Below are 21,498 nucleotides of genomic sequence, written 5' to 3'. Positions count from 1 at the left end.
TCAGCCGAACTCCACCACCCGCATGCCGAACAGGCGGTCCACCGCGAGGAGCAGGTCGTCATTCACCTGCACCTTGATGGACGTGTTGCCGATGAGCGCCTCGCCCTCGCCCTTGAAGAGCACGCTCACCGCCACGGGCGTGGCGCCGGCGTACTTCTTCGCCAGCTCGTGCAGCTTCGCCACCCGCTCCTCCGTGAGCAGGTCCGCCGGCACGCGCAGCTCCAGGCGCTTGGTGCGCTTCTCACGCACCGCCTTGAGGCTCTGGATGTCGTCGACGATGAGCTCCGGCGTCGGCGAGTCCTCGTCACGCTGGCTGATCTGCACCGTGCCGGACACCAGGATGGGGTCGTCCGACTTGAGCAGGTGCTCCCAATTCTCGAAGCCCGGCTTGGGGCCCTGCTTCGCCCACTTGCCGTCCCGGCCCATCACGTTGCGCGTGCCGTCCTTGCCCGGGAAGCACACCAGCTCGATGGAGCCGGACAGGTCCTCAATCGTCACCCACGCCATGCGCTTGCCCGTCTTCGTGGGCCGCTCGCGCAGCACCGTGACGATGCCCGCCACCGTGAGCTTGTCGTCCCTGCGCGCGCGCTGCACCGCCGTAATCGGCCGCGCGTAGCGCTTCAGCTCCTTGTCGTACTGGTGCAGCGGATGGCCGGACACGTAGAAGCCAATGGCCTCCTTCTCCAGCGACAGCCGCTCCTTCTCCGACCAGTCCTCCACCTCGACGTAGTCGTCCTTCAGCGCGCCGCCCCCGCCGTCCGAGGACGGGCCGGCCAGCATTCCGAACAGCGAGCTCTGCCCGGCCGCCTTGTCCTTCTGGCTGGCCGAGCCGCGGTTCATCGCCTTCTCGATGGTGTCGAAAATCTGCCGGCGCGAGCGCTTCTCGAAGTCGAAGGCCCCCGCCTTCACCAGCGCCTCCATCACCTTCCGGTTCACCTTGCGGCTGTCCACGCGCTCGCAGAAGTCGAACAGGCTCTTGAAGGGGCCGTCCTTGCGCGCCTCCAAGATGGACTCGATGGCGCCCTCGCCCACGCCCTTGATGGCGCCCAGACCGAAGCGAATCTTCCCGCTCACCGCGCCGAACTCCATGTCGGACTGATTCACGTCCGGCGGCAGCACCTCGAGGCCCGACTCGCGCGCCTCGCCGATGTGCTTCACCACCTTGTCCGTGTTGTCCTTCTCGCTGGAGAGAAGGGCCGCCATGAACTCGCAGGGGAAGTGCGCCTTCAGCCAGGCCGTGTGGATGGTGACCAGGCCGTAGGCCGCCGAGTGGCTCTTGTTGAAGCCGTACTCGGCGAACTTCTCCATCAGGTCGAAGATTTCACCGGCGACCTTGAGGTCGACGTTGTTCTTCGCGCAGCCCTCGAGGAAGCCGGCCCGCTCGGCCTGCATGACCTCGGCCTTCTTCTTGCCCATGGCGCGGCGGAGCAGGTCCGCGCGGCCCAGGGTGTAGCCACCCAGGACCTGCGAAATCTGCATCACCTGCTCCTGGTACACGATGACGCCGTACGTGTCCTTGAGCACTGGCTCCAGCGCGGGGTGCGGGTATGACACCTTCTCCCGGCCGTGCTTGCGGTTGATGAAGACGTCCACCATGCCGGAGTCCAGCGGACCCGGGCGGTAGAGCGCGCCGGCGGCGATGACGTCTTCAAAGCAGTTCGGCTTGAGCTTCACGACCATTTCCGTGAAGCCGCTGGACTCCATCTGGAAGACGCCGGCCGTGTCGCCCTTGGCCATCAACTCCCACGTCTTCTCGTCGTTGAGCGGAATCTCGTGCCGCGGGATGTCCTTGTCGTGGTTGCGCTTCACCAGATTCAGCGCGTGCTGAATCACCGTGAGCGTCTTCAGCCCGAGGAAGTCGAACTTCACCAGGCCGGCCGCCTCCACCTCGTCCTTGGCGAACTGGGTGATGAGCGTCTTCTCACCGGGCGGCTGGTAGACGGGCACGAACTCCCAGAGCGGCTTGTCGGCAATCACCACGCCGGCGGCGTGCATGCCGGGCTGGCGGTGCAGGCCCTCCAGCGCGAGCGCGATTTCGAGCACGTCCTTGGTGGTGACGGGCTTGCCTTCCACCTCGCCGAGGTTGGAGGGCGTCTGCATCATCTCCTTGAGGCGAGGCTCCATCTCGATGGCCTCCTTCAAGGTGATGTTGAGCACCTCCGGCACCAGCTTCGCGATGCGGTCACCTTCACTGAAGGGCAGCGCGAACACGCGGCACACGTCGCGCAGCACGCTCTTCGCCTTCAGCGAGCCGAAGGTGATGATCTGCCCCACGTTCATCTCGCCGTACTTCCGGCCGACGTACTGGATGACCTCGTCCCGGCGGTCCTGGCAGAAGTCGATATCGAAGTCGGGCATCGACACGCGCTCCGGGTTCAGGAAGCGCTCGAACAGGAGGTTGTACGGGATGGGGTCAACGTCGGTGATGCGCAGCGCGTAGGCCACCAGGCTGCCGGCGCCGGAGCCACGGCCCGGGCCCACCGGGATGTTCATCTTCTTCGCCCAGTTGATGAAGTCCTGGACGATGAGGAAGTAGCCGCTGAACCCCATCTTCTGGATGACGCCCAGCTCCAGCGACAGGCGCGCCTGGTACTGCTCGCGGTCGATGGGATAGGTGACGGTGGCCGCCAGCTCCTTGAAGCGCTCGCGCAGGCCCTCATACGCCAGCTCCGCCATGAAGCTGTCCGGCGTGTGGCTGTCGGGCACCTTGAAGGTGGGCAGCATCGGCTTGCCCAGCTTGAGCTCCAGGTTGCACTGCTCGGCGATGCGCTGGGTGTTGTGGACCGCCTCGGGGATGTCCTTGAAGAACTCCAGCATCTCCGTGGGGCTGGTGACGTAGAGCTTGTCCGTGGAGTGCTTCATGCGCTTGCCGTCCGCCAGCGTCTTGCCGCTGGCGATGCACATGAGCAGTTCGTGGGCGCGCGCGTCCTCGCGCTTGATGTAGTGCGCGTCCGCGGTGGCGCACAGCGGGATGTCCAAATCACGCGAGAGTTGCTTGAGGTTCTCGTTCGCCTTGTCCTGCTCCGGCATCCCGTTGGACTGCACCTCCAGGAAGAAGTGCCCCGGGTCGAAGATGTCCTTGTACTCCTGCGCCGCGCGCCGGGCGTGGTCCATGTCGCCGCGGAAGCACGCGCTGGTGACTTCACCGCCCAGGCACGCGGTGAGCGCGAAGAGGCCCTTGCTGTGCTCGGCGAGCACCTTCTTGTCGATGCGCGGGTGGTAGTAGAACCCGTGCATGTACGCGGTGGAGGAGAGGTAGCGCAGGTTGGCGTAGCCCTCCGCGTCCTTCGCCACCAGGATGAGGTGGTGGGAGACCTTCTCGGAGCGGTCCTCACGCCCCTTGGGTCCGGCGACGTAGGCCTCCATGCCCAGAATCGGCTTGATGCCGGCGTCCTTCGCCTTCTTGTAGAAGTCGATGGCGCCGAACATGTTGCCGTGGTCCGTCACGGCGACGCTGCTCATCCCCTTCTCCTTCACCGTCTTGATGAGGTCCTTCATCCGGATCGCCCCATCGAGGAGCGAGTAGAGGGTGTGCAGGTGGAGGTGGGTGAAGGACATAAGCGCGTTCCGCTCCTGGAGGCCGGGGGGCCGCCGAACACTAGAGCCCCGCTCCCCTGCTCGCCAGTCCAGTGTTGTTCCTGGCCCGGTGAGCATACGGGCGGCTTCATACTTCTTCACGCCTCGTACAAGCCCCTGCAATGGCGGGCCGGCACATTGCTCTCCGTCGCCGCGAGTCGTGGCGACGTCACGTGGAGCCATCCCGCGCTCCACCCAGGAGAGAAAGCCATGATGAAAAGGTTCGCCGTCGTCGGCTCCGCGATGCTCGCCGTCGCCCTGCTCAGCGGCTTCGCGCTGCGGGGAGGCCCCCGCTGGGGCAAGGACCCGGAGCGCGTGAAGCAACTGGTGACGTGGAAGCTCGACGACAAGCTGGACACCCTGGACGCCACCGAGTCCCAGCGCCAGTCCATCCACGCCGTGAAGGAGCGCCTGTTCTCCGACGGGATGCAGATGATGAAGGAGCACCGCGCGGTGCGCGAGGAGGCCTTCCAACAGCTCTCTTCGGACACGCCGGACCGGCAGAAGCTCCACGCCCTGGTGGACGCACGCATCGAGGCCATGCGCGCCTTCGCTCACCAGGCGACAGACGCCGCCCTGGAGGTCCACGGCACGCTGACGCCGCGGCAGCGCCAGGAGCTGGCCGAGCAGTTCCGCCAGCACGTAGGCCCATAGCCCGCGCGCACGCCACCGTGGCGTCAGGACAGGTGGTGTGTGTGCCGGCGGGAAAGGGTGGGCGGGGCGGCGGCGCGCGGCTAGCTTAGGTGCGTGAATTACACCGACTACGCAAAGCGGATCCGCGCCCACGCCCACGTCGCGGACGTCTCCGAATACGGCCGCGTGACGGAGGGGGACCAGGACTACCCCCTCCTCCGGCTCGTCGTCCCGGGAGAGCGTTGGCTGGTCATCACCGCCGGCTTCCACGGGGAGGAGCCCGCCGGCCCGCTCACGCTGGCCGAGCACTTCCCGGCGGTGGCGGCGTACGCGGTGGAGCGCGGCGTGGGGCTGCGCGTCTACCCCTGCATCAACCCGTCCGGCTTCGAGGCGGGCACGCGCTACAACCGCAGCGGAGAGAAGCCCAACAACGACTTCCTCCGCTACGAGGTCGCCCCCGGAGAGTGGGTGGGCGAGCTGAACGTCGCGCGGCCCATCCTCCGCTGGGCGCTCTATGACGGAGGCCCCAAGGAGACGCGCGCGATACGCAGCGAGCTGGCGCGCTACGCCGCTCCGGCCGCCGCGCTCGACATCCACCAGGACGACTACCTGGGCGGGGCGTCGACGTACGCGTACACCTTCGGAGACAAGGCCGCCTACCGCCCGCTGGTGGAGGCCAGCGCGAAGCACGTCGCGGTGGTGCGCAGCCAGAAGGTGGACGACCACAGCTTCACCGACGCGGACGGCCTCATCGAGTACCACGACGGCAGCGTCACCGACTGGTACGCGCGCCAGGGCGTGCCCTACACGGCCGCGCTGGAGACGACGACTCCGACGCCGCGTGACGTCTGCGACGCCGTGAATCTCATCTGGATTCGCGGCTTCATCGACCTGGCGGCGCGCGGCGGCTGACGGCGGAGCACCGGACGCAGCGGCGGGCTACGGCGAGCGCGCGTTGCCCACCCGCCGCGACCACAGCGTGAGGAGGTTGCGGACCACCGCGCCCTCGGGGACCTCCGCGCCATCCGGCACGTCCACCTGGAGGCCGCGCGCGGCCAGCGGGTGGAAGGGGCTGTCGTCACCGGGCGACGTCAGCGGCACGGAGGGGTCCGCGGGGCGGAAGCCGAAGGCCAGCGCGCGCTGCTGCACCGGCCGGCTGTGCAGATGGCGCAGCCACGCCAGCGCGGCCTCACGCTGGCGGGGCAGCACCCAGTCCCCTTCCAGCACCGCCGCCGGATGGTCGCTCCAGGACGTGAGCGTCGGGTACAGGACCTTCAGCGCCCCCCACTTCCCCGGGGGCTGGGAGAGCTGGGAGATGGCCAGACTCTCGTACACCACGGCGATGTCGTAACGAGACGGGCCGAAGCGGACCATGTCCGCCATCAGCCCGCCCGTGGACCGCTCGAAGCGGCCCGCACCCCGCTCCAGCTGGCTCAGCCACGTCTGGAACCGCGGCTCCAGCAGGTCGGCCACCGTCAACCCGCGCTGCTTGCCGTAGAACTCCAGCGACGCCAGCAGCAGCGCCTGGAGCCCGGAGTTGGAGCGCGTGGGGTCCGTGTGGCCCAGCTTCACGAAGCCCCACTCCGGCTGGCCGCCCACCGCGGGCCAGCCCTGGTCGCTGGCCACCGCGTCGTGGATGACCTTCCAGGACACCGCGCCCCCGCCGCTGGCGCGCTGGAGCACCTCCGCCCGGTCCTCCCACGCCACGAAGACGAGCGGCGTCTTCACCAACGGCCGCGGCGCCGCGGCGCCCTCCGAGGCGAACAGCGGCGCGCGCGTGGCGTCCGTGGCCCAGTCCGACTCCAGCATCCGCAGCACCGCGCTGTCGGCGGGGCTCCACACGGTGGGCCGCTCACGGCCTTCGAGGATGGCCCGCGCGGCCTCCAGCGAGCCCCGGCCCACCAGATTCACCCGGATGAGCGGGTGCGCCTTCTGGAAGTCCGCCGCCGCCTCCTCCACCCACGCCCGCTTCTCCGTGCTGTAGAGGAACGTGATTTCCGTCCGCACCGCGCGGGCGGGCGCGGGCGCCCGCGCCGCCGGACGCGCCTCCCCCGTGCCGCGCTCCGCGGCGCGCCGCGAGGACAGGTAGAGGGCCCCACCCAACGCCGTGAGCACCCCGATGATGATGAGGACCGCGGGCTTCATGTACCGGCTCGCACTTCTGGGAACAGGTGCTCGGCTCCTGGGCAGCCTTGTAGGCAACCTCCGTGACGCCGTACAGGGGAGGCCCGTCCGCCTCGGAATCCGGGCCTGCCCCGAAGCGTCCGCTTCCGCACGTTTGTTTGAACACAAATGACATGCCAGAATGGGGGGATGACGGCAAACATTCGGAAGCTCGTGCTTGCGGGCCTGGGCACGGCGTTGAGCGCGTGCGCGACCAAGCCCGCTCCTCCGGTGGAGCATTTTTCGCTCGGCATGTCCCGAGCGGACTACCGGGACTACAAGAAGGCGAAGGCGGACCCCTGTGCGTCCTCGGAGCCGCGGTGGCTGGCGGACGAGCTGACGACGGTGAACGGCGCGATGGCGCGCTTCCTCCGGGAGACGGAGCAGGTCTCCAAGCTGGACGCGCCGGACCACGCGCGGCAACTGGCGATGATGCGGGAGGCCACCGCGTCACTTCCGCCCCTCATGGAGGTGCACCGCTACACGCTGAACCGGTTGAAGGAGTGCAGCTTCCGCGACATCGGGGCCTTCCCGGAGATTGTCCGGCGCGGCAACGAGCTGCTGCCGGAGGTGGAAGCCCGGTTGGAAGAGGGCCCCAAGGTGCTGGCGGCAGTGGCGCTGAAGGACGCCCGCCGGCGGTGGCGCGCGGAGATGCCCGAGCGGGAGGAGACCGCCCGCCGCACCTGGTGCCCGCCCAAGCCCCAGGTGGGGCAGACGGACCTGTTCTACGCGCGCCAGGAGGTGGACGGCCGCAAGCTGTGGCGCTTCTGCGACGGACACCTGGTGGAGCAGCGCGCCAACGGTGAGCCCGTGCTCGTGCAGCCCGACAACCTGACGTGGCGCATGCGCCGGCGCATCAAGCCCCAATCCTACCTGGATGCCGCGCGCGACTACCCGATGGCGGAGATGGACCGGCAGCCCGACAGCGTCCCGTCCTCGGGCAAGGGCGCCGCCAAGAAGTCGTCCGCGTCCAGCAGCGGCGGCCCGGGCTAGCCCACCGCGCCGCGAGGAGCGCGTGGGACATTTCCACGCGCTCCTTGCACCCCGCGACGTCGGCGCCTCACGCCCCCAGACTGGCCAACCGGCCGGCCAGGTGCGCGTCCTTCGAGGCCTCGACGGACTGGGCCCAGGTCGCCAGCGAACCGCCGCTGGAGGCCAGCTGCTCCTCCACGTGTGGCCGCAGGCGCGTCCACCGCTTGCTCCACCCCTCCTCGGAGGGCGCGCCCGTTTGACCGGGACGCTCCGCCAGCAGCATGCCCATGCGCAGCGCCAGCTCGGGCTGCCCCAGCGCCGACGCCTGCCGGGCCACGGCCGTCGCGGCGGGGACGGCGTCCGGCGCGGCGAGCCACACCTCGGCCGCGCGGGTGAAGGCCGCCACGTCCAGTTCGCCTAGCAACGCCAGCGCGTGCCGCAGCGGGAGCCGGCCGTCCCCCTTGGGAGCGACGACGCGCTCCATCAGCGCGGTGAAGGTGCCCGCCAGCTCCGCGTGGGCCGCGGGGTCCACGCCGCCCAGGGCCCGCAGCGCGCGCTTCGCACGCCGGGCCCGCGACGTCACCTCCCAGCTCCGCCACCCCAGTCGGGCGCGGAGCGCGGCCAGGGCCTCGGCGGCGGCCTTCAGTGACTCGGGCGTGGGCGTGGCCGCGGGCACGCGGCGGGGGAGCTCCGCCTTCTTCGGCGCGGGCGGCGGGGCGGGCGCGGCCTCGGCGGCGCCGCCCTCCGTCACCTCGCGGTAACCCTCTCGCAGCTTCTCAGCGACCTTCTTCTCGTATTCCTTCCGGGCGCCGGCTTCGTCCGCGAAGGCCTTCTCCCGCCGCTGACCGGCGGTGCCGATGCGGCCGTAGGTGACGATGAAGGTGTTGCCCTTGAGCTCCGGCTCCCAGAACTTGGAGCTGGAGCCTTCCACGAACTCGAACCTTCGCATGCCTCAGAGCATACGCGACGCCGTGCTCCGATGCTCCGCCTTCATCTCCCGGAGCCCTTCTTCACGGGAGCGGCGGCCCTCATACCCCAGCTCCCGGCGGGCCTTGTCGTCCCGCACTGTCACCTCGCGCCCCATGAGCAGCACCTCGGTGCGGGTGAGCGGAGGCCTGCCGCCCAGGCCGAAGGTGCCCCACAGCAAGTCGCCCACCGTGGCCACCGTCGCGGCCACACCGTATGGCAGGGTGCGCTCGCCCGCGTCCACGCCCTGCGTCGCGAGCATGGCGGTGATGAAGCCCCGGAACTCCACGGGCTCCCCATCGGTGAGGAAATAGGCCTCGCCGCCGCGGCCCTTCTCCGCCGCCAGCAGCATGCCCTCCACGCAGTTGGCCACGTGGCAGGTGGACGTCAGGTAACGGCCGCCGCCGAACCACCGGAAGCGCCCGGCACGCACGGCCTCCTGGAACTGCGGCAGCAGCGACGTGTCACCGGCGCCCCAGATGAAGCGGGGACGCACCACCACGGTGACGAAGTCCGGCGCATTCACGCTGAGCACCCGGCGCTCCGCCTCGCCCTTGGTGGAGGGGTAGTCGCCAATGGGGCGCTCGGGCAGGGGCATCGTCTCATCCACCCGCTCCAGGGGCGAGCCATCCACCAGCACCGCCTCCGTGCTGACGTGGACCAGCCGCTTGACGCCCGCGGCGCGCGCCGCCTCCAGCACCCGCTCCGTGCCGCGCACGTTCGTCTCGTAGAACTCGCTGCGCGCGCCCCAGCCCTTCACCACCGCGGCGCAATGGAAGACGGTGTCGCAGCCCTCCATGCCCGCCTTCAGCGTGTCCACGTCCGACAGGTCGCCCTCGAAGGGCTCCGCGCCGGACTCCGTCACCGAAGCCAGCGCCGCGGCGGAGCGCGCCAGGGCCCGGGCGGGCGTCCCGCGCACCTTCAGCGCGGCGAGGAGGTGCCTGCCCACGAAGCCTGAACCACCGGTGACGAATGCCCGCATTGACTGCACGCTCCTGTGAAGGACTGCTCGCGCTCCTAGCACCCCCGCGCCGGGCCCGATAGAGCGCCCGGCCCGGCTCAGAACATGTCGCGCAGGGAGGGTGGCGGCCCGGTGAAGAGGCTGCCCGCCGCGCGCACCGAGGCCTCATCGCCCACCAGCGCGCCCATGGCCCGCAGCGACTCCGCGGACAGGTGGCCCGTGTACAGCGGCGCCAGCTCCCGCACGTGCAGCCGCAAGCCGCCGTCGCCGCCACGGCGGACGCGCGCCTGCCCGTCAGCGACTTCCAACACGAAGCGGCCCTGGTTCTCCGGGAAGAGGTCGTCCTCGAGGTCCAGATGGAGGGTGCCGGAGAGCCCCTCCGGCCAGCCGCGCGCCTCCAGCGCGGAGGCCACGTCCAGCACCCGCACCATCCAGTGCATGTACAGCTTCACCGAGTACGTCTGCTCGCGCAGCAGCAGGAGCAGCGGGTCATCCACGCCGCCGTACCAGAAGACGTCCGTGGCCAGGGAGCGGTGGTCCCCCAGGAAGCTCAAAATCCTCCGCGCCGCCGCGGGCGTATGGGCCACGACGTCGGAGAGGAACAGCTCCTGCTTGAAGTCCTTGAGCGGCCGGCGGATGACGTAGAGGTAGCCCTCCACACCGGCGCTGCCCTCCACCAGGTAGCCATGTGCCACCTCGCCGCGCAGGTTGCGGACGCGGCCCCATGAGAAGTCCCCACGGTCCAGCCAGCCCGGCCGGTGACGCGCGTGGCGCTGGTAGCTCAGGACGATGGCCTGCGTGTCCTTCTCCTCGATGGGCCGGAGCGACAACGTCCGCTCGCTGAAGTCCAGCGATGGGACCTGGATGCGAAGCTCCTGCCGCGTGCCCGCGTGCTCGTAGCCCACGCGCCGGTAGAGCGGCTGCGTCGCGGGATAGAGCACCGACAGCGGGGCGCCCGTCGCGCGCGCCTCGCGCAGCAGGTGCCGCATCAGCCGCGTGGCGGTGCCGCGCCCACGGTGGACGGGCGACACGCCCACGCCGCCCACGCCGATGACGGGCACGCTGCGTCCGCCGTACCACTGCCCCATGCGGATGAGCACGAGCGTGGCCGCCACCTCGCCGCCCTCGCGCAACAACCGGAGGTCCGGCCGCGACGTCCGCTGCACCCAGGCGGCGCTGTCGGCGGGGGACATGGCATACGACTGCATCATGATGTCCGCGACGGCGGCCATCTCACGTTCGTCTCGCGGCGGTCCGAAGTCGCCAGGCTGCGTCTCCACGCGCATCTCCGTTCCCCGATGGCGCCAGCGGGCGCCTCGGCCGACCCGCATTCTCACGACGGCCCGGCCCGCCTGTCGAGCGACAAGCCACGGTCAGCTCCGTGCGCCCGCGTCCGGACAGCAGGTGCGCCGTGAGGCTGCGCCTCCCGGGCCCGGCGAGCCACCCCACCGCATCCACCTGACGCACGTGGCGGCTTCGTCACTCGACGGAGACGCGGCTGGTATCCTCGCCGCCATGAAGCGCCCTCCCGAGCCCGACGCCCCCGTGATGCCGTCGCTGCTCGTCTTCGCCGTCGCGGTGCTCCTCTTCGGCTCCCCCCTGCGCCTGCTGTGGCTGGCGGAGGGCGCGCCGGGGTACCTGCCCTTCGCGGTGTGGCTGGGCGTCATCATCCTGGGCGGCTGGGCGGCGCACCGGAGCGGTGGCCGATGACGCTGGAGCTCGGCTCGCTCGTCGCCGCGTCCGTCGCCTACCTGCTGGTGCTCTTCCTGGTGGCCTACGCGGCGGAGCGAGGCGCCATCCCCGCGCGCATCACCCAGCACCCGCTCGTCTACGCGCTGGCCCTGGGCGTGTACGCCACGTCGTGGTCCTACTTCGGCAGCGTGGGCTACGCGGCCCGGCACGGCTTCCGCTACCTGGGCATCTACCTGGGCGTCACCCTGGCGTGCCTGCTGATTCCCGTGCTGTGGCGCCCGCTGCTGCGCCTGTCCCGCGAGCTGCAGCTCACCTCGCTGGCGGACGTGCTGGCCTTCCGCTACCCGGGGCAGTCCACCGGCACGGCGGTGACGCTGTTCCTGCTGGCGGGCAGCCTGCCCTATCTGGCGCTCCAGGTGCGGGCCGTCGTGGAGTCCGCGCGCGTGCTCAGCCCGTCCGCGTCGCCCACGCTGGTGGGCCTGGGCTTCTGCGCGGTCCTCACCGTCTTCTCCGTCCTCTTCGGCGCACGGCACCTCTCCCCGCGCGAGCGACACGAAGGCCTGATGCTGGCCATCGCCTTCGAGTCCGCGGTGAAGCTCGTCGCCCTGGTGGCCGTGGGCGTCTGGGCGGTCTCCAACGTGTTCGGCGGCGTGGACGGGCTGCGGGCCTGGGTGGACGCGCATCCAGAGGCCATTGAAGGGCTCCAGCGCCCAGCGCGGGAGGCCTCCTGGGCCCCGCTGCTGGTGCTGTCCTGCGCGGCCGCCTTCCTCACGCCTCGCAGCTACCACGTCGCCTTCACCGAGGCCCCGGAGCGCGAGGGCCTGGCCACCGCCACCTGGGCCTTCCCGCTGCTGCTGCTGGTGATGAACCTGGTCGTCCCCGTGGTGCTCTGGAGCGGCGAGGCGCTGGGGCTGCCCTGGCCCGCGGACTTCCACGTGCTGGCGGTGCCCGCGTCACGCGGCGCCACGTGGCTGGCGCTGGGTGCCTTCCTGGGCGGCGTCTCCGCGGCCAGCGCCATGGTCATCGTCACCACGCTGGCCCTGGCGCCCATGTGCCTCACGCACCTGGTGCTGCCGCTGGGCTATGCGCGCGGCCAGCCACACCTGTACGGATGGCTGCTGTGGGCGCGCCGGCTGCTCATCGGCATCATCATCCTGGCCGGCTACGGCTTCCACTGGCTGCTGAACATCCGCGGCACGGGGCTGGTGGACCTGGGGCTGGTGTCCTTCGTCGCGGTGGCGCAGTTCATCCCGGGCGTGCTGGGGCTGCTGTTCTGGAAGCGGGGCACGCGCGCCGGGCTGCTGACGGGCCTGGCGGTGGGCGCCAGCGCGTGGCTCCTGACGCTCGTGGTGCCCCTGTGGGCGTCGCCGGGCGTCGTCGCGTGGACGCACCGCATGGCGGCGCTGCTCGGCTTCCCCGTCGACGAGCCCTGGGGCTTCGCCACCTTCGCCTCGCTGACGCTCAACGGGCTGGCCTTCATCGGCGTTTCGCTGGCGACGCGCCAGTCCGACGAGGAAGCAGAGGCCGCGCGGGCCTGCACACGCGAAGAGGCCGCGCCCGCCGCGGGCGGCGTGGTGGCGGGCTCGCCCGACGCGTTCCGCCGCAAGCTGGCCCCGCTGCTGGGTGAGGAGGCCGCGACGGCGGAGGTGGACCGGGCGCTGAAGTCCCTGTCGCTGCCGCCGGACGAGCGCCGGCCCTCCGAGCTGCGCCGCCTGCGCGACGGCGTGGAGCGAAACCTGTCGGGCCTGCTGGGCCCCGTGCTTGCGCGCATGACGGTGGAGGAGGCGCTGCGGCTGGAGCCCGGCGCGCGAACGGCCCTGGCCGAGCAGCTCCGCTTCGTCGAGGAGCGCCTCCGCGACGCGCGGGGCCCGCGAGGCCCGGTGCCCGCGCTGGAGGCCGTGCGCCGCTACCTGCGCCGCATCCTGGAGGACCTCCCAGTGGGCGTCTGCGCCGTGGGGCCGGACGGTGAGGTCGTCATCTGGAACGCGGCGCTCGAGCAGCTCTCCGGCGTGCCGGTGGACACCGTGCGAGGCCATCCCCTGGAGGCCTTGCCCGCGCCCTGGGGCCCGCTGCTGTCCGGCTTCGCCAGCGGCGTGGACGGGGACACGGAGACGCGTGTCACCGTGGCGGGCGCCGAGCGCATCCTCCGGCTGCACCGCTCGCGGCTCTCTGCGGCTGAGCAGGGCACGGGCACGTCCGAGGGCATGGCGCTCCTGGTGGAGGACTTCACGGCGCGCAAGGCCGTGGACGCGCGCATGGCGCATCAGGACCGGCTGGCCTCGCTGGGCCGAGTGGCCGCGGGCGTGGCCCACGAGATTGGCAACCCGCTGACGGCCATCGCCAGCCTGACGCAGAACCTCAAGTACGAGTTGGAGGACCCGGCCGCGATGCAGGAGCGCGCGGGGCTCATCCTCCAGCAGTGCCGGCGCATCGACGCCATCGTCCGGACGCTGGTGGGCTTCAGCCACGAAGGTACGGTGGGCGGACAGGCGCGGCCCTTCACGCGCGTCGCCGTGGCGCCGCTCTTGAGCGAAGCCGTGCAACTGGCGCGGCTGGCGCGCAAGCAACGCGGGGTGCGCTTCGAGCATCGCTGTCCAGAGGGCCTGGAGGTGCAAGGCGACGCGCAGCGGCTGGAGCAGGTGCTCGTCAATCTGCTGACCAACGCGATGGACGCCTCACCCGAGCACGGCGTGGTGGAGCTGGAAGCGGACATCGACGAGGGCGCGGTGCGCCTGCGCGTTATGGACCGGGGGCATGGGATTTCCGCCGAGCTGGCGCAGCGCGTGTTCGAGCCCTTCTTCACCACGAAGGGCCCCGGTGAGGGAACGGGCCTGGGCCTGGCGCTCGCGGCGGGCATCGTCCGAGAGCACGGCGGGACGATGCAGGTGGACAGGCGGCAGGGGGGAGGGACTAGCGTCGTGGTGAGCCTTCCGGAGCCACGCCGGATGGAAGCCAGCGTGAACCCCGAGCGGGAGGCCCCGGCATGAGCCGCGTCCTGGTCATCGAAGATGAGCCCATCATCCGCACGGAGCTGCGCCGGCTGCTCGTGCGCGCGGGGCATGACGTGTCCGAGGCGGGCTCCGTGCACGAGGCGTCGAGCGACTACGCCCTGGACTCGTTCGACCTGGTGCTGTCGGACCTGCGCCTGCCGGGCGCCCCGGGGACGGACATCATCGCCCTGTGTCCGGGGGTACCGGTGCTCATCATGACCAGCTACGCCACCGTGAGGTCGGCGGTGGACGCGATGAAGCTGGGCGCGGTGGACTACATCGCCAAGCCCTTCGACCATGACGAGCTGCTGATGCAGGTGGAGCGGGTGCTGCGCGAAGGCCTGCTGACGCGGCAGAACGCGGCGCTCAAGCGCGAGGTGGAGCAGGCGCACCCCGTCAGCGGAATGGTGGGGAGCAGCGCCGCGATGCGAGAAGTCTTCGAGCGCGTCCGCAAGGTGGCCCCCTCCCCCGCCACCGTGCTGGTGCTGGGCGAGTCCGGCACGGGCAAGGAGCTGGTGGCGCGCGCCCTCCACGCCCAGAGCCCTCGGGCGGACGGGCCGCTGGTGGCGGTGAACTGCGCGGCCATTCCCGAAGGCCTGCTGGAGAGCGAGCTGTTCGGCCACGAGAAAGGCGCCTTCACCGGCGCGCAGGCGGCGCATCCGGGGCTCGTGGAGGCGGCGCACGGCGGCACGCTCTTCCTGGACGAGATTGGTGAGCTGCCCGCGCCCGCCCAGGCGCGCCTGTTGCGAATGCTCCAGGATGGCGAGGTGCGGCGCGTGGGCGCGACGCGGTCCCGCAAGGTGGACGTGCGCATCGTCGCCGCGACTCACCGCGATCTGCCCCGCCGGGTACAGGAGGGGTCCTTCCGCCAGGACCTCTACTTCCGCCTGCGCGTGGTGGAGATTCGCCTGCCGCCGCTGAGAGAGCGCACGGAGGACGCGCCCGCGCTGGCCAGACACCTGCTGGAGAAGGCCAGCCGCAAGGTCGGCCGTCCCACGGCGAGCCTGGCGCCCGAGGCCATGGAAGCGCTCACCTCCCATCCCTGGCCGGGCAACGTGCGCGAGCTGGAGAACGCGCTGGAGCGCGCCGTCATCCTCGCGGATGGCCCGGTGGTGACAGCGGGGCTCCTGGCGCTGGAGCTGCCCGACGCGGCGGACCGCCTCGGAGCCTCCACCGAGCCCACCGACACAAGCCCCGCCGCCGAGGAAACCAGCGGCGCCGCACCGGACTCCATGGAGGAGTACTTCCGCCGCTTCGTCATGGAGCACCAGGAGCACATGGGCGAGACGGAGCTGGCGAAGCGCCTGGGCATCAGCCGCAAGGCCTTGTGGGAGAAGCGCCAGAAGCTGGGCATCCCTCGCACGCGCGCTTGAGGCACGGCGCCCGTACGCCCGTCCACTGCCCTCCGGTGCTGGCAGCGTGTCCGCCATGAGCGGCGCCCCGGCACGACGGAACGCCCGCCGTGCCCCATCGCTAGGATTCCCGCCAACACACCGCAGGGAGGAGCTCATGGCAGACAGCGTGCCTGTGATTGGCAGTGGGGCTGGCAATCGCGCTGGGGAAGTCGTTGGCGTCATTCCTCGCGCGGAGTACGGGCGGATGGTGGTGCTCACCACGGTCATGCCCATGGCCGTCCTCACCACGACGTGGTACCTGCCGCCGGGGTGGAACCTGCTCGGAACGGCCGCCATGCTCACCGGCTTCCTGCTGGTGTTGGGCAAGGCCATCGTGGGCGTGCCGCTTGCCCTGCTCATCAGTGAGCGCAACCTGATGAGTCTCTCCCGCTTCCAGGCGCTCGTGTGGACCGTGGTGGTGATGGCGGGCTACCTGACGATGACGCTCTCCCGCGTGAAGTCGGGCGCGTCCAACGCCGTGGGGGTCGACATCCCCCAGGAGCTCTGGATTGCCATGGGCATCTCCACCACCTCCTTGCTGGGTACACCGCTGGTGCTGGGAGGCAAGCGTGCGCGCAGCCCAGACGAGAAGCTGGTGCAGAACACCTCTGTCCAGCTCGCGGAGGCGACCGCGGACATCGACGCGCACCGCCAGGGCGTGCTCTACGCCAACGCGAACATGACGGACGCGCGCATGGCGGACATGTTCCAGGGAGACGAGGTGGGCAACACCGCGCACATCGACCTGGCCAAGGTGCAGATGTTCTATTTCACAGTCATCGCAGCGGTGGGCTACTTCATGGACGTGGCCATGTCGGTGGCGCGCGGGACGACCAGCGCGATGCCCGCCCTGTCGCAAGGCATGCTCGCCCTGCTGGCCATCAGCCATGGTGGATACCTGCTAGGAAAGACGGGCGACCACTCCAACTCCAAGCAGACCTGACGCCGCGCGCGAAGCGCGACGACGCGGCGCATGAAGCGTTACCGCGGTAACGCGCACGTCACCTTCGGTAACGTCCTGACGCGCCGAGCCAACCTGCAACGTCTTGAATCTCCGAGCGCGGCGCGTTGGCAGACACGTTGCTCTGTGCTGGGGCATGCGCACTGCCCCCGCACGCATGCTGTCGTTCATGGCCGCGCTCGCGGTCCTGCTGTCAGCCACTCCGTCGAGCGCATTCAAGCTACCCGTCAGCGAGGAGTCCTACCTCAACGTCGCCATCCTCCTGCAGCCGCAGCTCCAGCTTGTCGACGAGGGCGCGCCGTCCGGCGGGCCTGGCACTGACATGTTCCTGCGGCGCACGCGCCTGCTCGTCTTCGGCAACATCACCAGGCGTCTGTCGTTCTTCGCCGAGACGGACCAGCCCCACTTCGGAAAGAACGGCGACTGGAGCGTCGCCTTCTTCATCCAGGACGCGTTCATCTCCTACGAGGTGGCGGAGAAAATCTGGATTGACGTGGGCATGCTGCTGCCGCCGCTGACGCGCCATGTCCTCCAGGGCGCCATCGCGTTGCAGGCGGTGGACTACCACTCCAACCTGGTCCGCTGGGCACCTGGCGTGGGCAAGGTGTGGCGAGACATCGGCGTGCAGGTCCGCGGCTTCGCCGGCCCCTTGGGATTCCGGGCCGCCATCTTCAATGGCGTCAACGGCAAGACGACGCCGGAGGGCACCATGCTCAACCCGGACGACTTGCCTCGCGTCACGGCGATGGCGCGCTGGAACTTCTTCACGCGCGAGGAGGACCTCTTCTTCCAAGGCATCTACTTCGCCTCCGAGCCGCGCTTGTCGGTGGGCCTCGGCGCCGACTACCAGCCGAAAGCGGTGGCCACGGAGTCCGGGCTCCATGACGCGGTGGGCACGGCCGCGGACGTGTTCCTCGACGTGCCCCTGGCGAACGACCAGGAGTTCGTCTTCAACGCCACCCTCTTCCACTACCGCCAGGGCCTGGACAACCCGCGGAGCGGCACGGGCTTCTACGCGGAGACGGGCTGGCGCTTCGGCAAGCTCCAGCCGCTCATCTCCGGCGAGTACTTCAAGGCGCGCGTGGCCGGCCAGGACCAGCTCGCGCTCAAGCCCGGCTTCAACATCTGGTTCCAGAAGCACACGCTCAACCTCCGGACCGAGGTCGCCGTCGCGTGGACGGGTGACCTCTCCCAGGCCCGCGCCGCCGTGACGGGCACGAGCCAGCTGCAGCTCTTCTACTAACCCGCCTCCACTCCCAAGGATGCCGACCATGGCCCAGACGCAGGACGCGCTCATTCCCACGAAGGACGCCTTCAGCCGCAATGCCCACGTGAAGAGCCTGGAGGACTACCAGCGCCTCTACCAGCGCAGCCTCCAGCAGCCCGAGGCCTTCTGGGATGAGATGGCCGAGCAGCTCACCTGGTTCCACAAGCCAGACGCCATCATGGACCTGGACCCCGAGCAGGTGGACTTCGCCTGGTTCGGCGGCGGCAAGCTCAACGCGGCCTACAACTGCATCGACCGGCACGCCAAGGAGCGCCCCGGCAAGGTCGCCATCATCTGGGCGAAGAACGAGCCGGGCGAGTACGAGTCCATCACCTACCGCGACCTGCAGCACCACGTGGGCCGCGTGGCCAACGTGCTCAAGGCGCACGGCGTGCGCAAGGGCGACCGCGTCTGCATCTACCTGCCCATGGTGCCGGAGCTGGCCTACACCATGCTCGCGTGCGCGCGCATCGGCGCGGTGCACTCCGTGGTGTTCGCTGGCTTCTCGTCGGAGGCCCTGCGCGAGCGCATCCTCGACTGCGGCGCCAAGGTGCTCATCACCGCCAACGAAGGCCCGCGCGGCCCCAAGTTCGTGGCGACCAAGGCCATCGCCGACGAGGCCGTGGAGGGCCTGTCCGTGGTGGAGTCCATCCTGGTGGTGCGCCGCACCGGCAAGGAGGTGCCCATGCTCGCCGGCCGCGACTACTGGCTGGACGCGGAGCTGGCGAAGCACCGCGGCGTCTGTCCCGCGGAGTGGATGGACTCCGAGGACCCGCTCTTCATCCTCTACACGTCCGGCTCCACGGGGAAGCCCAAGGGCGTGCTGCACACCACGGGCGGCTACCTCGTCTACGCGGCCACCACGTTCCGCTACGTCTTCGACATCCAGCCGGAGGACGTCTACTTCTGCGCGGCGGACCTGGGCTGGGTCACCGGCCACAGCTACATCCTCTACGGGCCGCTGATGAACGGCACCACCACGGTGATGTTCGAGTCCACGCCCACCTTCCCGGACGCGGGGCGGCTGTGGCGCGTGGTGGACGACCTGAAAGCCACCATCCTCTACACCGCGCCCACCGCGCTGCGCGCGCTCATCCGGGAGGGCGACGCGTGGGTGAAGGAGTCCTCGCGCCAGTCGCTGCGCCTGTTGGGCAGCGTGGGTGAGCCCATCAACCCGGAGGTGTGGCGCTGGTACCACGACGTCGTGGGCGACAGCCGCTGCCCGGTGGTGGACACCTGGTGGCAGACGGAGACGGGCGGCATCCTGATTGCGCCGCTGCCGGGGGCCACGCCCACCAAGCCGGGCTCCGCCACCCTGCCCTTCTTCGGCGTGGAGCCCGTGCTGGTGGACGACGAGGGCCGCGTCATCGAAGGCAACGGCGTCAGCGGCAACCTGTGCCTGGCGCGCTCGTGGCCGGGGCAGGCCCGCACGCTGTACGGCCACCACCAGCGCTTCAAGGAGACCTACTACGCGCGCTTCCCCAACCTGTACTTCACCGGTGACGGCTGCCGCCGCGACGAGGACGGGTACTACTGGATTACCGGCCGCGTGGATGACGTGCTCAACGTCTCCGGGCACCGCCTGGGCACCGCCGAGGTGGAGAGCGCGCTGGTGGCGCACGAGGCCGTCGCCGAGGCCGCGGTGGTGGGCTTCCCTCATGAGCTCAAGGGCACGGGCGTGTGCGCGTTCGTCACGGTGAAGCCGGACTGGCAGGAGTCCGGCTCCGAGCAGATGGTGGGCGCGCTCAAGGAGCAGGTCCGGCATGTCATTGGCCCCATCGCCACGCCGGACCGGGTGGTGCTGGTCAACGGCCTGCCGAAGACGCGCTCCGGGAAGATTCTGCGCCGCATGCTCCGCAAGATTGCCTCGGGCGAGGTGGAGAACCTGGGTGACGCCAGCACCCTGGCGGACCCGTCGGTGCTCGATGAGCTGCTCGCGAAGGCCACCCCCACACCGGCGAAGCGCTGACCGGAGGAGAAACCCCATGTCCACGAATCCGAACGAGGAAGCGCTGGAAGCACTCGCGGCGGCGCGATGGCGCGTGGCCGGCGTGCTCACCGTGACGACGCTGGCGGCGTACCTGGGCTTCATCCTCCTGGTGGCCTTCGACAAACCGCTCATGGGGCAGCAGCTCGTCCCGGGTCTGTCCGTTGGCATCCTGCTGGGCGCGCTGGTCATCGTCGCGGCCTGGGCCCTGACGGGCATCTACATGCTGTGGGCGAACGGGAAGTACGACCGCGCCCTGCACCAACTCCGCGGTGGGAAGTGAGGCAGGCATGAACCCGGCAGAAACGACGACGCAGCTCGGCCAGCCCAACGCGACGGCCATCCTGTTCTTCCTCCTCTTCGTCGGCATCACCCTGGCGATTACGTACTGGGCGGCGCGCAAGACGAAGACGACGTCCGAGTTCTTCGCCGCGGGCGGCGGCGTGAGCGCGGCGCAGAATGGCTTCGCGCTCGCGGGTGACTACATGAGCGCCGCCAGCTTCCTGGGCATCGCGGGCCTGGTGGCCACGTCCGGCTTCGACGGGCTCATCTACTCCGTGGGCTGGCTCGTCGGCTGGCCGGTCGTGACGTTTCTCATCGCCGAGCCCCTGCGCAACCTGGGCAAGTACACCTTCGCGGACGTGGTGGCCTACCGGCTGAAGCAGACGCCGGTCCGGCTGTCCGCGGCGGTGGGCACGCTCACCGTGGTCAGCTTCTATCTGATTGCGCAGATGGTGGGCGCCGGCAACCTCATCCACCTGCTGTTCGGCCTGTCGTACGAGATGGCGGTCGTCATCGTGGGCGCGGTGATGATTCTCTACGTGCTCTTCGGCGGGATGATCGCCACCACGTGGGTGCAAATCGTCAAGGCGGTGCTGCTGCTCGCGGGCGCCACGGGCCTGGCGGGCATGGTGCTGTCAAGGTTCGGCTTCAGCCCGCTGCGGCTCTTCAACGAGGCAGCCACCCGGTACGGCGCGGAGGTGCTGGCCCCTGGAAAGCTGGTGAGCAACCCGCTGGAGGCCATCTCCCTGGGGGTGGCGCTGATGTTCGGCACCGCGGGCCTGCCGCACATCCTGATGCGCTTCTACACGGTGCCGGACGCGAAGGCGGCGCGCAGCAGCGTCTTCTACGCCACGGGGCTCATCGGCTACTTCTACCTGGTGACGTTCATCCTGGGCTTCGGCGCGTCCGTGCTGGTGGGCCGTCAGGCGATTACGGGGGTGGACAAGGGCGGCAACATGGCGGCGCCCATGCTCGCCGAAGTCGTGGGGGGGACGGGCTTCCTGGGCTTCATCTCCGCCGTCGCCTTCGCCACGATTCTGGCGGTGGTGGCCGGCCTGACGCTGTCCGGCGCGGCGGCGCTGTCCCACGACTTGTGGTCCAGCGTGGTGCGCAAGGGCCAGGCCCCCGAAGCAGAGCAGCTCAAGGTGGCCCGGCTGGCCAGCCTCTTCCTGGGCGTCGTGGCCATCATCCTGGGCGTGGTCTTCAAGGGGCAGAACGTGGCCTTCATGGTGGGGCTGGCCTTCGCCATCGCGGCGAGCGCCAACTTCCCGGCGCTGCTCCTGTCCATGGCCTGGAGGAAGTTCACCACGAATGGCGCGGTGGCCAGCATGCTCACGGGCGCCATCAGCTCGGTGCTCTTCATCTTCCTGTCCCCCACGGTGCAGGTGGACCTCCTGGGCAACACGTCCGCGCTGTTCCCGCTGCGCAACCCGGGCGTCATCACCATCCCCCTGGCCTTCCTCGTGGGCGCGGCGGTGTCGCTGCTCTTCCCCGAGCACGCGTCCGCCGCCCGCTTCGCCGAGGTGAAGCACCGGATGCACGTGGGGGCGCCCCTGCCGGCCCCCGCGGCCTCGAAGCCGGAGGTTGGGCCGTCCCGCCCCGCCGCCAGCGAGGCCAAGGCCTGAGGACGGGCATTCCCCTGGGACACGGGTCG

Annotated in this window: 16 protein-coding genes; 11 read left to right on the top strand and 5 right to left on the bottom strand. The window is 70.2% G+C overall.

Translation table 11 applies throughout. The annotated features are described in order from the left end of the window. Complete coding sequence (gene dnaE / locus HV826_RS10675) at nucleotides 1-3,558, bottom strand: DNA polymerase III subunit alpha (RefSeq protein ID WP_176416901.1); 3,558 nt, start codon at nucleotides 3,556-3,558, stop codon at nucleotides 1-3. Between the two features lie 228 nt (nucleotides 3,559-3,786). On the opposite strand from dnaE, the gene HV826_RS10670 reads away from it, so the two are divergent. Both HV826_RS10670 and HV826_RS10665 read left to right on the top strand, forming a co-directional pair. Next, on the top strand, nucleotides 3,787-4,230 hold the full coding sequence (locus tag HV826_RS10670; protein ID WP_255208209.1) for a Spy/CpxP family protein refolding chaperone: 444 nt from the start codon (nucleotides 3,787-3,789) through the stop codon (nucleotides 4,228-4,230). 93 nt (nucleotides 4,231-4,323) lie between these two features. Beyond that, nucleotides 4,324-5,121, top strand: a complete 798-nt coding sequence (locus HV826_RS10665; protein WP_176416899.1) for a hypothetical protein — start codon at nucleotides 4,324-4,326, stop codon at nucleotides 5,119-5,121. Nucleotides 5,122-5,148: 27 nt separating this feature from the next. Here the strand turns inward: HV826_RS10665 and HV826_RS10660 are convergent, their stop codons facing one another. Beyond that, entirely contained in the window at nucleotides 5,149-6,354 is a 1,206-nt protein-coding gene (locus tag HV826_RS10660) for a substrate-binding domain-containing protein (protein ID WP_176416898.1), read from the bottom strand. 168 nt (nucleotides 6,355-6,522) lie between these two features. Here HV826_RS10660 and HV826_RS10655 point away from each other — a divergent pair, with 168 nt between their 5' ends. After that, entirely contained in the window at nucleotides 6,523-7,365 is an 843-nt protein-coding gene (locus tag HV826_RS10655; protein ID WP_255208408.1) for a hypothetical protein, read from the top strand. Nucleotides 7,366-7,432: 67 nt separating this feature from the next. Here HV826_RS10655 and HV826_RS10650 read toward each other — a convergent pair whose 3' ends face one another. The 3 genes from HV826_RS10650 to eis all read right to left on the bottom strand — a co-directional run bounded on the left by HV826_RS10650 (nucleotide 7,433) and on the right by eis (nucleotide 10,557). Beyond that, nucleotides 7,433-8,293: a WGR domain-containing protein gene (locus HV826_RS10650; RefSeq protein ID WP_176416896.1), complete on the bottom strand. Its 861-nt coding sequence runs from the start codon at nucleotides 8,291-8,293 to the stop codon at nucleotides 7,433-7,435. Between the two features lie 3 nt (nucleotides 8,294-8,296). After that, a complete protein-coding gene (locus HV826_RS10645; RefSeq protein ID WP_176416895.1) occupies nucleotides 8,297-9,292 on the bottom strand; it encodes an NAD-dependent epimerase/dehydratase family protein in 996 nt (331 codons plus the stop codon). A gap of 77 nt (nucleotides 9,293-9,369) precedes the next feature. Beyond that, complete coding sequence (eis, locus tag HV826_RS10640) at nucleotides 9,370-10,557, bottom strand: enhanced intracellular survival protein Eis (protein WP_176416894.1); 1,188 nt, start codon at nucleotides 10,555-10,557, stop codon at nucleotides 9,370-9,372. A gap of 229 nt (nucleotides 10,558-10,786) precedes the next feature. On the opposite strand from eis, the gene HV826_RS10635 reads away from it, so the two are divergent. The 8 genes from HV826_RS10635 (at nucleotide 10,787) to HV826_RS10600 (ending at nucleotide 21,469) form a co-directional block, all read left to right on the top strand. Continuing rightward, nucleotides 10,787-10,981 (top strand): hypothetical protein, encoded by a 195-nt coding sequence (locus tag HV826_RS10635; RefSeq protein ID WP_176416927.1) that lies wholly within the window; start codon nucleotides 10,787-10,789, stop codon nucleotides 10,979-10,981. Then, nucleotides 10,978-13,950: an ATP-binding protein gene (locus HV826_RS10630; RefSeq protein ID WP_176416893.1), complete on the top strand. Its 2,973-nt coding sequence runs from the start codon at nucleotides 10,978-10,980 to the stop codon at nucleotides 13,948-13,950. The genes HV826_RS10635 and HV826_RS10630 overlap by 4 nt, the downstream gene beginning before the upstream one ends. Beyond that, nucleotides 13,947-15,326, top strand: coding sequence for a sigma-54 dependent transcriptional regulator (locus tag HV826_RS10625; RefSeq protein WP_176416892.1), 1,380 nt, complete (start codon nucleotides 13,947-13,949; stop codon nucleotides 15,324-15,326). Before HV826_RS10630 ends, HV826_RS10625 begins: the two co-directional genes overlap by 4 nt. 136 nt (nucleotides 15,327-15,462) lie before the next feature. Then, nucleotides 15,463-16,290, top strand: coding sequence for a hypothetical protein (locus HV826_RS10620; protein ID WP_176416891.1), 828 nt, complete (start codon nucleotides 15,463-15,465; stop codon nucleotides 16,288-16,290). A gap of 154 nt (nucleotides 16,291-16,444) precedes the next feature. Next, nucleotides 16,445-17,551, top strand: a complete 1,107-nt coding sequence (locus HV826_RS10615) for a hypothetical protein (protein WP_255217144.1) — start codon at nucleotides 16,445-16,447, stop codon at nucleotides 17,549-17,551. 28 nt (nucleotides 17,552-17,579) lie between these two features. After that, nucleotides 17,580-19,544, top strand: a complete 1,965-nt coding sequence (gene acs, locus HV826_RS10610; protein ID WP_176416889.1) for an acetate--CoA ligase — start codon at nucleotides 17,580-17,582, stop codon at nucleotides 19,542-19,544. A 16-nt stretch (nucleotides 19,545-19,560) separates the two neighbouring features. Further along, the gene (locus HV826_RS10605; protein WP_176416888.1) at nucleotides 19,561-19,845 is read left to right on the top strand and encodes a DUF485 domain-containing protein; all 285 of its coding nucleotides are present in this window, start codon (nucleotides 19,561-19,563) and stop codon (nucleotides 19,843-19,845) included. A 7-nt stretch (nucleotides 19,846-19,852) separates the two neighbouring features. After that, a complete protein-coding gene (locus HV826_RS10600) occupies nucleotides 19,853-21,469 on the top strand; it encodes a sodium:solute symporter family transporter (protein WP_176416887.1) in 1,617 nt (538 codons plus the stop codon). Nucleotides 21,470-21,498 lie beyond the last annotated feature (29 nt).

Origin of the sequence: Myxococcus sp. AM010, from assembly GCF_013372585.1 — a bacterium.
Lineage (GTDB): Bacteria > Myxococcota > Myxococcia > Myxococcales > Myxococcaceae > Myxococcus > Myxococcus vastator.
Note: the sequence above shows the minus strand (reverse complement) of the source record. Positions and strands in the feature narration are given on the sequence as shown.

Coding starts and splice junctions, on each gene's coding strand:
- dnaE (WP_176416901.1), bottom strand. CDS start 3,558: ATGTCCTTCACCCACCTCCACCTGCACACCCTCTACTCGCTCCTCGAT.
- HV826_RS10670 (WP_255208209.1), top strand. CDS start 3,787: ATGATGAAAAGGTTCGCCGTCGTCGGCTCCGCGATGCTCGCCGTCGCC.
- HV826_RS10660 (WP_176416898.1), bottom strand. CDS start 6,354: ATGAAGCCCGCGGTCCTCATCATCATCGGGGTGCTCACGGCGTTGGGT.
- HV826_RS10655 (WP_255208408.1), top strand. CDS start 6,523: ATGACGGCAAACATTCGGAAGCTCGTGCTTGCGGGCCTGGGCACGGCG.
- HV826_RS10650 (WP_176416896.1), bottom strand. CDS start 8,293: ATGCGAAGGTTCGAGTTCGTGGAAGGCTCCAGCTCCAAGTTCTGGGAG.
- HV826_RS10645 (WP_176416895.1), bottom strand. CDS start 9,292: ATGCGGGCATTCGTCACCGGTGGTTCAGGCTTCGTGGGCAGGCACCTC.
- eis (WP_176416894.1), bottom strand. CDS start 10,557: ATGCGCGTGGAGACGCAGCCTGGCGACTTCGGACCGCCGCGAGACGAA.
- HV826_RS10635 (WP_176416927.1), top strand. CDS start 10,787: ATGAAGCGCCCTCCCGAGCCCGACGCCCCCGTGATGCCGTCGCTGCTC.
- HV826_RS10630 (WP_176416893.1), top strand. CDS start 10,978: ATGACGCTGGAGCTCGGCTCGCTCGTCGCCGCGTCCGTCGCCTACCTG.
- HV826_RS10625 (WP_176416892.1), top strand. CDS start 13,947: ATGAGCCGCGTCCTGGTCATCGAAGATGAGCCCATCATCCGCACGGAG.
- HV826_RS10620 (WP_176416891.1), top strand. CDS start 15,463: ATGGCAGACAGCGTGCCTGTGATTGGCAGTGGGGCTGGCAATCGCGCT.
- HV826_RS10615 (WP_255217144.1), top strand. CDS start 16,445: ATGCGCACTGCCCCCGCACGCATGCTGTCGTTCATGGCCGCGCTCGCG.
- acs (WP_176416889.1), top strand. CDS start 17,580: ATGGCCCAGACGCAGGACGCGCTCATTCCCACGAAGGACGCCTTCAGC.
- HV826_RS10605 (WP_176416888.1), top strand. CDS start 19,561: ATGTCCACGAATCCGAACGAGGAAGCGCTGGAAGCACTCGCGGCGGCG.
- HV826_RS10600 (WP_176416887.1), top strand. CDS start 19,853: ATGAACCCGGCAGAAACGACGACGCAGCTCGGCCAGCCCAACGCGACG.